The organism is Rheinheimera fenheensis (genome assembly GCF_039871805.1).
GTDB lineage: Bacteria > Pseudomonadota > Gammaproteobacteria > Enterobacterales > Alteromonadaceae > Alishewanella > Alishewanella fenheensis.
Genome location: NZ_JBDPJM010000001.1, coordinates 264,646 through 276,006, shown reverse-complemented (window position 1 = coordinate 276,006; position 11,361 = coordinate 264,646). Strand labels below are relative to the sequence as shown.

At 49.4% G+C, this 11,361-nt stretch carries 17 protein-coding genes; 6 read left to right on the top strand and 11 right to left on the bottom strand.

What is annotated here, in order from left to right; genetic code table 11:
- The first annotated feature begins 7 nt into the window (after nt 1–7).
- Nucleotides 8–376 (top strand): Na+/H+ antiporter subunit G, encoded by a 369-nt coding sequence (locus ABGI61_RS01115; RefSeq protein WP_347595573.1) that lies wholly within the window; start codon nt 8–10, stop codon nt 374–376.
- 20 nt (nt 377–396) lie between these two features.
- On the opposite strand, the gene ABGI61_RS01110 is transcribed toward ABGI61_RS01115, so the two are convergent.
- The 11 genes from ABGI61_RS01110 to ABGI61_RS01060 are packed head-to-tail and all read right to left on the bottom strand — an operon-like array spanning nt 397 to nt 8,120.
- On the bottom strand, nt 397–666 hold the full coding sequence (locus ABGI61_RS01110; protein WP_347595570.1) for an HPr family phosphocarrier protein: 270 nt from the start codon (nt 664–666) through the stop codon (nt 397–399).
- A gap of 3 nt (nt 667–669) precedes the next feature.
- A complete protein-coding gene (gene rapZ / locus ABGI61_RS01105) occupies nt 670–1,527 on the bottom strand; it encodes an RNase adapter RapZ (protein WP_347595567.1) in 858 nt (285 codons plus the stop codon).
- Complete coding sequence (gene ptsN / locus ABGI61_RS01100; protein ID WP_347596640.1) at nt 1,524–1,979, bottom strand: PTS IIA-like nitrogen regulatory protein PtsN; 456 nt, start codon at nt 1,977–1,979, stop codon at nt 1,524–1,526. Before ptsN ends, rapZ begins: the two co-directional genes overlap by 4 nt.
- Nucleotides 1,980–2,003: 24 nt before the next feature.
- Nucleotides 2,004–2,291, bottom strand: coding sequence for a ribosome hibernation promoting factor (gene hpf / locus ABGI61_RS01095; RefSeq protein WP_008220877.1), 288 nt, complete (start codon nt 2,289–2,291; stop codon nt 2,004–2,006).
- 26 nt (nt 2,292–2,317) lie between these two features.
- Nucleotides 2,318–3,808 (bottom strand): RNA polymerase factor sigma-54, encoded by a 1,491-nt coding sequence (locus tag ABGI61_RS01090; protein ID WP_347595563.1) that lies wholly within the window; start codon nt 3,806–3,808, stop codon nt 2,318–2,320.
- A 49-nt stretch (nt 3,809–3,857) separates the two neighbouring features.
- The gene (gene lptB, locus ABGI61_RS01085; protein WP_008220880.1) at nt 3,858–4,580 is read right to left on the bottom strand and encodes an LPS export ABC transporter ATP-binding protein; all 723 of its coding nucleotides are present in this window, start codon (nt 4,578–4,580) and stop codon (nt 3,858–3,860) included.
- Nucleotides 4,577–5,062, bottom strand: a complete 486-nt coding sequence (lptA, locus tag ABGI61_RS01080; protein ID WP_008220883.1) for a lipopolysaccharide transport periplasmic protein LptA — start codon at nt 5,060–5,062, stop codon at nt 4,577–4,579. The genes lptB and lptA overlap by 4 nt, the downstream gene beginning before the upstream one ends.
- Nucleotides 5,052–5,606, bottom strand: coding sequence for an LPS export ABC transporter periplasmic protein LptC (gene lptC, locus ABGI61_RS01075; RefSeq protein WP_347595558.1), 555 nt, complete (start codon nt 5,604–5,606; stop codon nt 5,052–5,054). The genes lptA and lptC overlap by 11 nt, the downstream gene beginning before the upstream one ends.
- A complete protein-coding gene (gene kdsC / locus ABGI61_RS01070; RefSeq protein ID WP_347595555.1) occupies nt 5,603–6,157 on the bottom strand; it encodes a 3-deoxy-manno-octulosonate-8-phosphatase KdsC in 555 nt (184 codons plus the stop codon). The genes lptC and kdsC overlap by 4 nt, the downstream gene beginning before the upstream one ends.
- A complete protein-coding gene (locus ABGI61_RS01065; RefSeq protein WP_347595552.1) occupies nt 6,158–7,126 on the bottom strand; it encodes a KpsF/GutQ family sugar-phosphate isomerase in 969 nt (322 codons plus the stop codon).
- A gap of 16 nt (nt 7,127–7,142) precedes the next feature.
- Nucleotides 7,143–8,120, bottom strand: a complete 978-nt coding sequence (locus ABGI61_RS01060; RefSeq protein WP_347595549.1) for a calcium/sodium antiporter — start codon at nt 8,118–8,120, stop codon at nt 7,143–7,145.
- A 247-nt stretch (nt 8,121–8,367) separates the two neighbouring features.
- On the opposite strand from ABGI61_RS01060, the gene ABGI61_RS01055 reads away from it, so the two are divergent.
- From ABGI61_RS01055 to ABGI61_RS01035, 5 genes are read left to right on the top strand one after another with little or no spacing between them, the layout of a single operon-like run.
- Nucleotides 8,368–9,177 (top strand): ATP-binding cassette domain-containing protein, encoded by an 810-nt coding sequence (locus tag ABGI61_RS01055; protein WP_347595546.1) that lies wholly within the window; start codon nt 8,368–8,370, stop codon nt 9,175–9,177.
- Nucleotides 9,174–9,956 carry a lipid asymmetry maintenance ABC transporter permease subunit MlaE gene (gene mlaE / locus ABGI61_RS01050; RefSeq protein WP_347595543.1) on the top strand — a complete coding sequence of 261 codons (783 nt, stop codon included), beginning with the start codon at nt 9,174–9,176 and terminating at the stop codon, nt 9,954–9,956. The genes ABGI61_RS01055 and mlaE overlap by 4 nt, the downstream gene beginning before the upstream one ends.
- 2 nt (nt 9,957–9,958) lie before the next feature.
- The gene (gene mlaD / locus ABGI61_RS01045; protein ID WP_347595540.1) at nt 9,959–10,423 is read left to right on the top strand and encodes an outer membrane lipid asymmetry maintenance protein MlaD; all 465 of its coding nucleotides are present in this window, start codon (nt 9,959–9,961) and stop codon (nt 10,421–10,423) included.
- Nucleotides 10,423–11,070 carry an MlaC/ttg2D family ABC transporter substrate-binding protein gene (locus ABGI61_RS01040; protein WP_347595537.1) on the top strand — a complete coding sequence of 216 codons (648 nt, stop codon included), beginning with the start codon at nt 10,423–10,425 and terminating at the stop codon, nt 11,068–11,070. Before mlaD ends, ABGI61_RS01040 begins: the two co-directional genes overlap by 1 nt.
- A complete protein-coding gene (locus ABGI61_RS01035; protein ID WP_347595534.1) occupies nt 11,067–11,360 on the top strand; it encodes an STAS domain-containing protein in 294 nt (97 codons plus the stop codon). The genes ABGI61_RS01040 and ABGI61_RS01035 overlap by 4 nt, the downstream gene beginning before the upstream one ends.
- Nucleotide 11,361: the final 1 nt, after the last annotated feature.

The following is an 11,361-nucleotide window of genomic DNA, read 5'->3' as shown; positions in this document are numbered from 1 at the left end:
AGCGGTTATGCAAAACTGGATCGAGTGGGCCGTGGCATTTTTTCTGTTACTGGGTGGCAGCTTCGTGTTAATCGGCTCAATTGGCTTAACCCGCATGCCTGACTTTTTTATGCGGCTGCATGGGCCAACCAAAGCAACCACCCTGGGTATGGGCGGCATTTTGCTGGGGTCAATTTTCTTTTTTAGCTTGTCAGGCGGCGTCAGTGTGCATGAGCTTTTAATTACCATCTTTTTGCTTATCACAGCGCCGATCAGCGCACATATGCTGATAAAGACAGCACTGCACCACAAATTAAAAGCGATAACTAAAACCAAAGGGCTGGATAATATAGCGCCGGCGCAAAGTAAGCAGCACAGCCGTAAACCCTTGCCATAGCGCGGTTTTGGGGCATTAACTTATTGCTCGTCAAAACCTTTATTGATTAAATCGATCACGGCGATAAGCGCCTGTTCAGCGTCATCGCCCTGGGTGCAGACTTCCAGCGTTTTTCCTTTACTACTGGCCAGCATTAACAGCGCCAATACACTGCTGGCATCAGCAGTTTTGTCATCTTGTACCAGCTCTATTTTGGCTTGAAACTGCTGACATAACTGTGCCAGTTTAGTGGCAGCGCGCGCATGTAAGCCGAGCTGATTAACGATGGTAACGGTTTGACGACATTGCATGAGTTACGCCTTGTGGTGACGCGATAGCTCACGGTGACGAACCTGCACGTCGTCGCGTGAACTGCGATAACTTTCGACCAGGCTTTCCACCATATACACAGAGCGATGCTGGCCACCAGTGCAGCCAATGGCTATGGTCAGATAACTGCGGTTATTACGCTCCAGCTGTGGTAGCCAGGTACTGATAAAGCTGTTAATTTGCCAGATGTATTTGGCTACAACGGGTTGTGCCGCCAGATAATCTTTTACCGGTTGGTCAAGCCCGGTGAGTGGCTTTAAATCAGGCTCCCAATGGGGGTTAGGTAAAAAGCGCGCGTCGAAGACAAAGTCGGCGTCTTTCGGGATACCGTATTTAAAGCCAAAAGACTCAAACAAAATCACCAAGCGGCCGGTTTTCTGGCCCAAAATGCGCTCACGCAGCTGTTCTGCCAGCTGATGCACATTCAAGTCGGTGGTATCAATATAGAGGTCGGCCCGGCTGGATATAGGGTCTAACAGCTGCTGCTCGCGCTGTATCGCTTCATCCAGCGACATGGCCTGATGCGACAGCGGGTGTAACCGGCGTGTTTCGCTAAAACGCTTAATTAAGCTGGCGTGATCGGCATCCAGGTAAAGAATGGTCAGGTCGAGTTTGCGTGGCAGGTAAGACAGAATCTCAGACAGCTCATTGGGGTCTTGTGGCAGGTTCCGCACGTCTATGCTTACGGCAACACGCTCATACTGCCCCATAACAGTGGTCGCCAGCGTAGGCAGCAAATTAACCGGAATATTGTCGACACAGTAGTAGCCTAGGTCTTCCATCACCCTCAGCGCGACAGATTTGCCTGAGCCGGAACGACCACTGACTACCAGCAGCTTCATTTGTCGGTATCCACTGTGCTGTAATCCACCAACAGCTTGTACAACTCCTGATTTGTCTGAGCATGGCGGATTTTTTTTGTGAGTTCTTTCTGGCTTAACAGCTTGGCGATACCCGCTAAGGTACTAAGGTGCGCCTGACATTGTTCTTCGGGTATTAAAATAGCGCAAAAAATATCTACCGGCTGATTGTCTATTGCATCAAAGGGGATGGCCTCTTTACTGACCACAAAGACCAGTACCGGCTGGGTCACGGACTTTAATTTGCCGTGCGGTATGGCGATACCGCCACCGATGCCGGTAGAGCCAAGCTTTTCCCGTGTCATCAGGGCTTCCAGGATACTGTACTCGGTCATGTCAGGCAGCTGTTGATGCGCCAGCTCGGCAATGTACTCGAGGATCCGTTTTTTGCTATTAAAAAGAACTGCACTTTTAGTGCAGTTCTCAGCAAGCATTGCAGTTAGATTCATCATGTCAGGTTAGTGTCGGGCTATTTTCTCTTTATGCTTAATCACCTGGCGATCGAGTTTATCTATCAGCTGGTCGATAGCGGCATACATATTTTCATCTTCAGAAACCGCAAAAACTTCACCGCCGTTCAGGTGGAGCTTGGCTTCAGCAATCTGTTTCAATTTTTCCACGTTTAGGATCACATGTACATTGTTTATATGATCAAAATGGCGTTCCAGCTTAGCAAACTTGCTGTCCACGTACTCTTTTAAGGCTTCAGTAATTTCAACATGGCGACCAGTTAGATTGATTTGCATAGACATATTCCTTCTTTTAGGCTTATTTACAGCAAGGTCTTGCGTTGATTTGACGGTGGAATAAACAGCGATTCACGGTATTTGGCAATGGTGCGTCGTGCTACGTTAATTCCTTGCTCCAGCAAAATATCGGCCATCTTACTGTCACTCAGCGGTTTGGCCGGGTTTTCCGCCGCCACTAATTTTTTAATAAACGCCCTTATGGCAGTTGACGAACATTCACCGCCACTCTCTGTACTAACATGACTGGAAAAAAAGAATTTAAGTTCAAAGATCCCTCTGGGTGTGTGCATATACTTTTGGGTGGTAACCCGGGAAATGGTGGACTCGTGCATGCCAACCATTTCTGCTACGTCATTCAACACCATCGGCTTCATGGCCTCTTCACCATGCTCAAAAAAGGCCTGCTGTTGTTGCACAATACAATTGGCCACTTTTAATAAAGTTTCGTTACGGCTTTCCAGACTCTTTAAAAACCATTTAGCCTCCTGCAGATGTGAACGTATAAACTGGCTGTCGGACGCATTTCGGGCTGTTCTTGACATCGCCGCGTACTGCTGGTTAATGCGCACTTTTGGCATCGCGTCCGGGTTTAGCTCAACCTGCCAGCGACCTTTTACCTTAGTCACACTCACATCCGGTATCACGTACTGCTGTTCTTGTCGTATCACATCAGCGCCGGGCCTTGGGTTTAAACTGTGGATCAGCCGCATCACTTCTTTCAGTTCATCCTCTTTGAGTTTAGTCACCCGCATCAAAGAACGAAAGTCACGATTGGCTAAAAATTCAGTGTGGTCTCGGATCAGGCTTTGCGCCTCACTGAGAAAGGGAGTGGCCGGATCGAATTGACGTAGCTGTACCAACAAACACTCCTGCACCGAACGGGCACCTACGCCAACCGGGTCAAATAACTGAATGCGTTTGATTACGGCTTCTACTTCATCGGCTTCTACCTCTGGCAAGCCGAGTGAGTCGAGAATATCTTCGCAGCTGATGGTTAATAAGCCATTGTCATCGATGGCTTCAATAATAATCTCGGCGATGGCGCGGTCGGTGTCAGTAAAGGGTGTAAGCTGCATTTGCCAGCGCAAATAATCCTGCAGGGTTTCACTGGTTTCACCCTGATAGACATAATCGTCATCCGGATTGCCGGCGCTACCGGCACTGACCGGTTCTGCACTAACCAAATCATCCCAGTTGTTGTCCAGCGGTAAGTCTTCCTGAATATTTTGCTCGGTCATCGCCTCGCTGCTGTCAGGCTCGCTGGGTTCAAAGCTGTCATCCGGATTATGATCGACGTCGGCCGCTTTGGTGTCAGATAGGTCGATGTGCTCTTTGGGTTCAGGGTTAAAGCTGTCGAATTCGTCTTCGGCTTCCAATAAGGGGTTAGCGTCTAGCGCTTCCTGAATTTCCTGCTGCAACTCTATCGTCGACAACTGTAACAGGCGAATTGCCTGTTGCAATTGTGGCGTCATGGTTAGCTGCTGTCCTAAGCGAAGTTGCAAAGAGGGTTTCATCTACTTCTACCGTTCTCCTGAATCACACGCTGTTGTTGTTTTTTGCTAACTATAGCCTGAATTGCTCGCCAAGGTATACATCGCGTACTTTCTGATTAGCCAGCACGTCTTGTGGTGCACCGGAGGCAATCAGCTCGCCATGACTGACAATGTAGGCGATTTCACACACATCAAGGGTTTCACGCACATTATGGTCGGTAATCAGTACCCCAATGCCCCGTTGCGCCAGGTGCTGAATAATTTTTTTAATGTCTAATACTGAAATAGGGTCAACACCGGCAAAGGGCTCGTCCAGCAGGATAAAGGCCGGATTAGCCGCCAGAGCGCGGGCAATTTCTACCCGGCGCCGCTCGCCACCGGATAAGCTCATGCCCAAGCTATGTTTGATGTGGCCGATATGAAACTCTTCGAGTAAATCGTCGGCAATTTCCTCCCGTTGGGTGCGGCTTAAGTCTTTACGGGTTTGCAAAATAGCCAATAAATTATCGTACACGCTAAGCTTGCGGAAAATAGAGCTTTCCTGTGGCAAATAGCCGATACCGCAACGTGCCCGCTCGTGGATTGGGCTGAAGGTAATGTCCTGTTCATTAAGGCTGATATGGCCTTTATCAGAGGGCACCAAACCCACAATCATGTAAAAGGTGGTGGTTTTACCGGCCCCATTTGGGCCGAGCAAGCCAACAATCTGGCCGGCGTTCACCGACAGGCTGACATCCTTTACGACTTGCCGGCCTTTATAACTTTTAGCCAGATGTGAGGCGACTAACTTCATGGATTGTTCTTTTCCTCTGGCGTAAAAATGGTGGTGACCCGCTTAGAGTCGTTACTTTCGGCACTGAGCTGCTTTTTCTCGACGTTATAGCGGATAACCGAGGCTTTTACTACACTGCCACTTTGTGTCAGTTCGGCATCGCCGCTCAGCGTCAGGGTGCGGCTGGAAGGCTCGTAACGCATTTGCGCTGCCGTAGCGGTTACCGGCTGGCCGTTATCCAGTTGCTGTGAGTAACTTACCGGGCTGCCGGTTGCGGTATACACCTCTTTACCCTTGCCGGCACTGGCATCAATTTCCAGTTGATCGGCTTTCATTTGTAAAGAACCTTGCGTTATCAGCACGTTAGAGCGGTAGGTGAGGATGTTTTCCTCTACCGACACCAGTTGGTCGGCGTCTATTTGAATCTGCTGGCTGTAGTCTGGTTGGGCGGCGCTCAGGCTGGCGCAGCCAAAACATAATGCTAAAAAAAACTTAGTTTTCATTCTGATATACCGTTTTATCATGCTGTAATAGCTGGAAGGTTTTACTTTTCAGGTCTGCGTTAATACCGTTGCCGAGAATATAAAACCCCTGACCCTGAATTCTAACCGGGTGATTATTAATCAAGGCATTGCTGGGAAACAACATTTCCAGTTGCTCGGTTTCAATACGTTGAATCAATTCGTTTTGTTGCTGACTGACAATTTGTACCTGCTGCTCCAGAATGATCTTATCCTGTGGAAACCACACTGCATAGCGGCTGCTGGCACGCCAGTTTGGCTGCTGCTGTGCGTTGTACAGGGTATACACTGGCTGTTCAAACTGGGTAAAACCGAGTTGGGCAAAATGCTCAAGCCGCTCTGCACTGACAGTGTCAGCCAGATAGCCCTCGGCGTTGTATAGCCTTCGGGTAACGTTTTGCGCGACATAATCAGGCAACAGCTCTTGATCGGTCTTTAGCGGGTCTGTCAGCTCTGCCGGTTCAAACCAGAGGTAAAGTGCTGTTGCAGTTAATGCCAGGACCACCAAGGTCAGCAGTTTTCTCATGCGCTGCTTCCGTCGAACAAACCAAATTTCTGCTGACTGATGAGCAGTAAATCACACAGCTCTCTGACCGCACCAAAGCCACCGTTTAAGCTGGTAACATAACCGGCATGCTTTACCAGGTAAGGGTGAGCATCCTTCACTGCTACCGCCAGGCCGCAGTGTTGCATCACCTGCCAGTCGGCCAGATCATCGCCGATATAGGCAACATTGGCGGCGTTAAGTTGCAATTTTTGCAGGAGCTCTTCAAAAGCCGCCAGCTTATTTTCCTGGCCTTGATAAATGTACTGTACGCTCAGTGCCGTCATGCGCTGCTGCACAATGGCAGAGTTGCGACCGGTAATTACCGCGACTTCGACGCCGGCCTGACGCAGTGCTTTAATGCCGTAGCCATCGCGGGTGTGAAAGGCTTTTAGCTCTTCGCCATTGTTGCCAAGGTAAATACGGCCATCAGAAAATACACCATCAACATCACAAATCAGCAGTTTTACCTGGCTAGCGCGCTCTAAAAGCGACTGATTAACTCTTTGGTATAGATCGCTAAACAGGGACATTTACATTACTCCGGCACGTAACAGGTCATGCATATTCATCGCGCCTACCGGGACTTTGTGCTCATCGACTATAATAAGACCGTTAATTTTTTTCTGCTGCATAATTTGCAGCGCTTCAGCTGCTAACATTTGTGCATTGGCTGTAATGCAGTTTCTGGTCATCACTTCAGCAATCTGGCTGCTATGAATGTCGATCCGTAAATCCAGCAATCGGCGTAAATCGCCGTCGGTGAATATGCCGGCCAGACGGCCATCGGGCTCGGTAATCGCGGTCATGCCCAAGCCTTTTTTCGAAATCTCCAGCAAAGCATCTTTAATCGTGGCACTGCTCGGCACCGCGGGCAGCTCTTCACCACGATGCATAATATCTTCAAGCCGCAGCAGCAATTTGCGTCCCAGACTACCACCAGGATGTGACAGGGCGAAATCGTCTGCTGAGAAACCACGTGCATCGAGCAAAGACACCGCTAAGGCATCGCCCATCGCCAGCGTTGCTGTGGTGCTGGCCGTGGGGGCTAAGCCCAGTGGACAGGCTTCTTGTTCTACCTTTACACACAGATGGGCATCGGCCAGCTTAGCCAGGGTAGACGCCGGGTTGCCGGTCATGGCAATAAGTTTTATGCCCAGGCGTTTAATCACCGGCACTATGGTTAACACTTCGGCAGTTTCACCGGAGTTCGAAATAGCAATGACGACATCATCGCGGGTCAGCATACCCAAATCACCATGGCTGGCTTCACCGGGGTGGACAAAAAATGCCGGCGAACCGGTAGAGGCCAAAGTGGCGGCAATTTTACTGCCAATGTGGCCCGATTTACCCATGCCCGTGACAATGGTTTTACCTCTGCTGTCTAGTATAAGCTGACAAGCTAGATCAAAACTGCCATCCAGATACTGCTGTAATTGAGCAACCGCTGCGGCTTCAATTTTCAGTACCTCAGCAGCGCGGCTTCTAAAATCTGTGTGCATATGACGTCTCTGTCTGTTAACGGTTAAGGCTGTAGAACAGTAAATACTGATAACCCGCAAAAGCAGCCAGTAGTATAGCGCCTTCAGCACGGTTAATGCGTTGAATACTTCCTAAGCGCAATGACATTAACAGCATGACGAGCGTGGCACCCAGCATAACGTAGCCATCGCGACCTGCCGCCATGGGATCCAGACTCGCCGGACCGATAACAGCTCCTAATCCGAGTACAGCGAGAATATTAAAAATGTTAGAGCCAATAATATTGCCAAGCGCTAAATCGTCTTCACCTTTTAAAATACCAATGACACTGGCGGCCAGTTCCGGCAGGCTGGTGCCAATAGCAATAATTGTCAGGCCTATGACGAGATCGCTAAGGCCGGCATAGCGTGCAATCGTCACGGCGCCGTGCACCAGCAACTGCGAACTGGCTAGCAGCAGGACCAAACCGGCGATTACCCATAGTATCGCTTTGAACAGAGGCGCCGGCTCGGGTAATTCGGCATTAATTTCAGCTACCAGAGGGTCATCGGTACGGGCGTGCTTGCCCCAGTAAACCAGCAAACAGAGAAAACTAACAAAGGCTATCAGCAGTAATATGCCTTCAGTTCGGGTTAAGGCATTGTCTGAGATAAAGTAGTAACCCAGTAAGGTGCAAAGCAGCAACAGCGGGTATTCACGTTTTAGCGTCAATGATGACACTGCAATAGGTTTTAGTAAGGCGGCTGCACCAATAACCAACAAAATATTGGTGATGTTTGAACCCAACGCATTACCGACAGAGGTATCGATGCGACCTTGCCAGGCGGCACTGGCTGATACCAGCATTTCTGGTGCTGATGAGCCCATGGCAACAATGGTTAGGCCAATAACCATAGGAGAAATACCCGCCGTGCGGGCGACAGAGGCGGCGCCAAACACGAAACGGTCGGCACTCCAGATCAATAAGATCAAGCCGACCACAACAAAAATAATGGCTAATAACAGCGGCGACAAAGCAAATTCCTTAAGTGTTACCAGGCGATCAACGGTTATTTTCCAGTTTATTGCCATTAATTGCAAAAAAAGCTGTGCTCGTGCGTAGTCATCGATTTTTCGCACAGTTTGTTACGATTTTTTGTAACGACTTTATCGGGCAACACGTTTACAATATTGCAGCTTTGACAGACCTCTGATTGAAAACATACATCGTTGTATGTATATTGCGTCGCAATAAGTGTAAGCCTGCAGGCAGGCAAAGAGAGTGAATTTGGCAGATATTCTGATTGATATACAGCAACTGAACTTCAGCCGGGGTGAGCGCGTAATTTACCGCGATCTGAATATGCAGTTTGCCCGTGGCAAAGTCACCGCCATTATGGGCCCCAGTGGCATAGGTAAAACGACGTTACTGCGGCTGATTGGCGGGCAGTTAAAGCCCAGCAGTGGCAAGATACTGTTTGACGGTCAGGACATTCCGCAACTATCACGCCGGGCGTTGTACCAGCTGCGAAAACGCATGAGCATGTTGTTTCAAAGCGGGGCCCTGTTCAGTGAAATGTCGGTGTTTGATAACGTTGCTTTTCCGATCCGTGAACATACCAAGCTGCCGGAGTCTTTGATACGGCTGATTGTGTTAATGAAACTTGAAGCTGTCGGGCTTAGGGGCGCACGGGATTTAATGCCGGCAGAGCTGTCTGGTGGTATGGCAAGGCGGGCAGCGTTGGCACGTGCCATAGCACTGGATCCTGAGCTGATTATGTATGATGAGCCGTTTGCCGGACAGGACCCGATTTCTATGGGCGTGATAGTACGGCTTATCAAGTCGCTGAACAATGCACTGGGGTTAACCTCAGTTGTGGTGTCACATGATGTGACTGAAGTGATGAGCATTGCAGATTACGTCTATGTCGTGGCTGAGCAGACAGTCATTGGCGAGGGTACGCCAGAGCAATTACGGGCGCACCCGTCGCCACTGGTGCAGCAATTCTTGCAGGGTGAAGCTGACGGCGCGGTGCCGTTTCATTTTAAAGCGGCACCTTATGCCACAGAGCTTATGGAGTTAGCCAGGTGATCGCAGATAACTTACAACGACTTGGCGCAGCGACGATTAATAGCATAACCGGTTTTGGCCGGGCGGGGCTGATGCTGTTTGGTGCTCTGATCGGTAAGCCTGACATTCGTAAAGGTTTTCCGCTGCTGATTAAGCAGCTCTACGTGATTGGTGTTTTATCGCTACTGATCATTCTGGTGTCGGGACTCTTTATCGGTATGGTGCTGGCGCTACAAGGGTACACCGTATTAGTAAAGTTTGGCGCCGAACAAATGTTGGGGCCTTTAGTTGCCCTTAGCTTATTACGTGAGCTTGGGCCTGTGGTAGCCGCATTGCTATTTGCCGGGCGTGCCGGCAGTGCCCTTACCGCTGAAATTGGCCTGATGAAGGCGACTGAACAACTGTCCAGCATGGAGATGATGGCGGTTGACCCATTGCGGCGTATCATTGCCCCGCGGTTTTGGGCTGGCGTAATCAGCTTGCCGTTACTGGCCATCATTTTTACTGCGGTAGGTATTTTGGGTGGGCATTTGGTCGGTGTTGACTGGTTGGGCGTAGATGGTGGCGGCTACTGGTCTGCTATGCAGGCAAACGTCGATTTTTACGAGGATGTTATTAACGGCGTGATCAAAAGCGTGGTGTTTGCGTTAATCGTAATATGGATAGCCCTGCACAAAGGGTTTGATGCCGTGCCAACCTCGGAAGGGATCAGCGCAGCAACAACGCAAACTGTGGTAACAGCTTCACTTGCTGTTTTGGGTTTTGACTTTATTTTAACTGCATTAATGTTTGGTGGATAACAATGACCACACGGAAAATTGAAATTTTAGTTGGTGGCTTTATCGTTTTGGCTTTGGCGGCATTTTTGATGTTGTCGTTAAAGGTAGCGAACAGTGGTATTGGCGGTAATGGCGAAACCTATAAGCTTTATGCCAAGTTTGACAATATCGGCGGCCTTAAAGTGCGTTCACCGGTCAAAGTTGGTGGGGTTGTGGTTGGCCGTGTAGCGGCTATCGAGCTGGACACGACCTTTTATACGCCGGTTGTAACGCTGGAAATCAGCAGCCAGTATAACAACTTTCCTGAAACCAGCACCCTGGCCATTCTGACCTCTGGTTTATTGGGCGAGCAATATCTGGGCTTGCAGCCGGGCTTTTTAGATGAAACGGTTGAAATTCTGGTGGCCGGTGATTACATCGAAGACACTAAGTCAGCTTTAGTTCTTGAAGAGCTGATCGGACAATTCTTATTTAACCGCGGGAATTAATGATGAAAGTATATGCTTTGTTGCTGGCGGCAGCGCTAGCTTTTAGTGGCACAGCCACAGGTGCGGATACCCCCACCTACGATGATCCCTACAAGATGATGGAAGTGTTGGCCGACAATACGTTTAGCCGTATTGCCCGTGACCAGAGTAAGATCAGCGCCAACCCGGAAGTGCTGCGCGATATCGTTAATGAAGAGCTGGTGCCTTACATCGACAGCCGCTATGCCGCGTTGCGCGTAATTGGTAATAGCGCCGACCTGCGTCAAACACCGCGCGATGATTTACTCGCGTTTGTTGACGCCTTTCAAAACTATATGGTTGCGACCTATGCGGGCGTGTTTACCCAGTATAAAGACCAAAAAGTGATGATTGAGCCGGGCCGCATTAACGACAGCCAGAAAATTATCAGTATTAAAACCCGCGTGATTGACCCCGGCAAACCAGACATCAATATTGAGTTTAAGCTGCGTCGTGGCCGCGACGCAGGCAACTGGCTGGTGTTCGACATGGTTGCTGAAGGGATTTCTTTACTCGATAGCAAGCGCGCTGAACTGGGTAATCTGATCCGGCAGCAAGGTTTGAATAGTGTCACTGCATTGTTGGTAGAAAAAGCCAAGGCACCGATCACCAAGCCGGAGGAAAAGTGACACTGAACATCGTTAAACAAGATCAGTGGCTGCGTTTTACCGGTGTATTAAATCGTGATACGTTAATGCTGTATTCACCCTTTACGTTGTTAAATGAGGCGTCAGGTGAAATACAGTTTGATTTTGCGAAGTTAACAGCTATCGATACCGCCGGGCTAGCCTGGTTATTGCAACAGCTGGCACAAGCTAAGCAGCGCGGTGTCGTAATAGCATTATGTAATGTCCCCAAACAGCTGTTATCATTAGCCGATGTAACGGCCGTGCGGCCGTTATTGCCGATTAGCGATTAAG

Coding starts and splice junctions, on each gene's coding strand:
- lptC (WP_347595558.1), bottom strand. CDS start 5,606: ATGAGAAAACTGCTGACCTTGGTGGTCCTGGCATTAACTGCAACAGCA.
- ABGI61_RS01115 (WP_347595573.1), top strand. CDS start 8: ATGCAAAACTGGATCGAGTGGGCCGTGGCATTTTTTCTGTTACTGGGT.
- lptA (WP_008220883.1), bottom strand. CDS start 5,062: ATGAAAACTAAGTTTTTTTTAGCATTATGTTTTGGCTGCGCCAGCCTG.
- lptB (WP_008220880.1), bottom strand. CDS start 4,580: ATGAAGTTAGTCGCCTCACATCTGGCTAAAAGTTATAAAGGCCGGCAA.
- ptsN (WP_347596640.1), bottom strand. CDS start 1,979: ATGCTTGCTGAGAACTGCACTAAAAGTGCAGTTCTTTTTAATAGCAAA.
- kdsC (WP_347595555.1), bottom strand. CDS start 6,157: ATGTCCCTGTTTAGCGATCTATACCAAAGAGTTAATCAGTCGCTTTTA.
- mlaD (WP_347595540.1), top strand. CDS start 9,959: ATGACCACACGGAAAATTGAAATTTTAGTTGGTGGCTTTATCGTTTTG.
- ABGI61_RS01090 (WP_347595563.1), bottom strand. CDS start 3,808: ATGAAACCCTCTTTGCAACTTCGCTTAGGACAGCAGCTAACCATGACG.
- ABGI61_RS01065 (WP_347595552.1), bottom strand. CDS start 7,126: ATGCACACAGATTTTAGAAGCCGCGCTGCTGAGGTACTGAAAATTGAA.
- ABGI61_RS01110 (WP_347595570.1), bottom strand. CDS start 666: ATGCAATGTCGTCAAACCGTTACCATCGTTAATCAGCTCGGCTTACAT.
- rapZ (WP_347595567.1), bottom strand. CDS start 1,527: ATGAAGCTGCTGGTAGTCAGTGGTCGTTCCGGCTCAGGCAAATCTGTC.
- ABGI61_RS01040 (WP_347595537.1), top strand. CDS start 10,423: ATGATGAAAGTATATGCTTTGTTGCTGGCGGCAGCGCTAGCTTTTAGT.
- hpf (WP_008220877.1), bottom strand. CDS start 2,291: ATGCAAATCAATCTAACTGGTCGCCATGTTGAAATTACTGAAGCCTTA.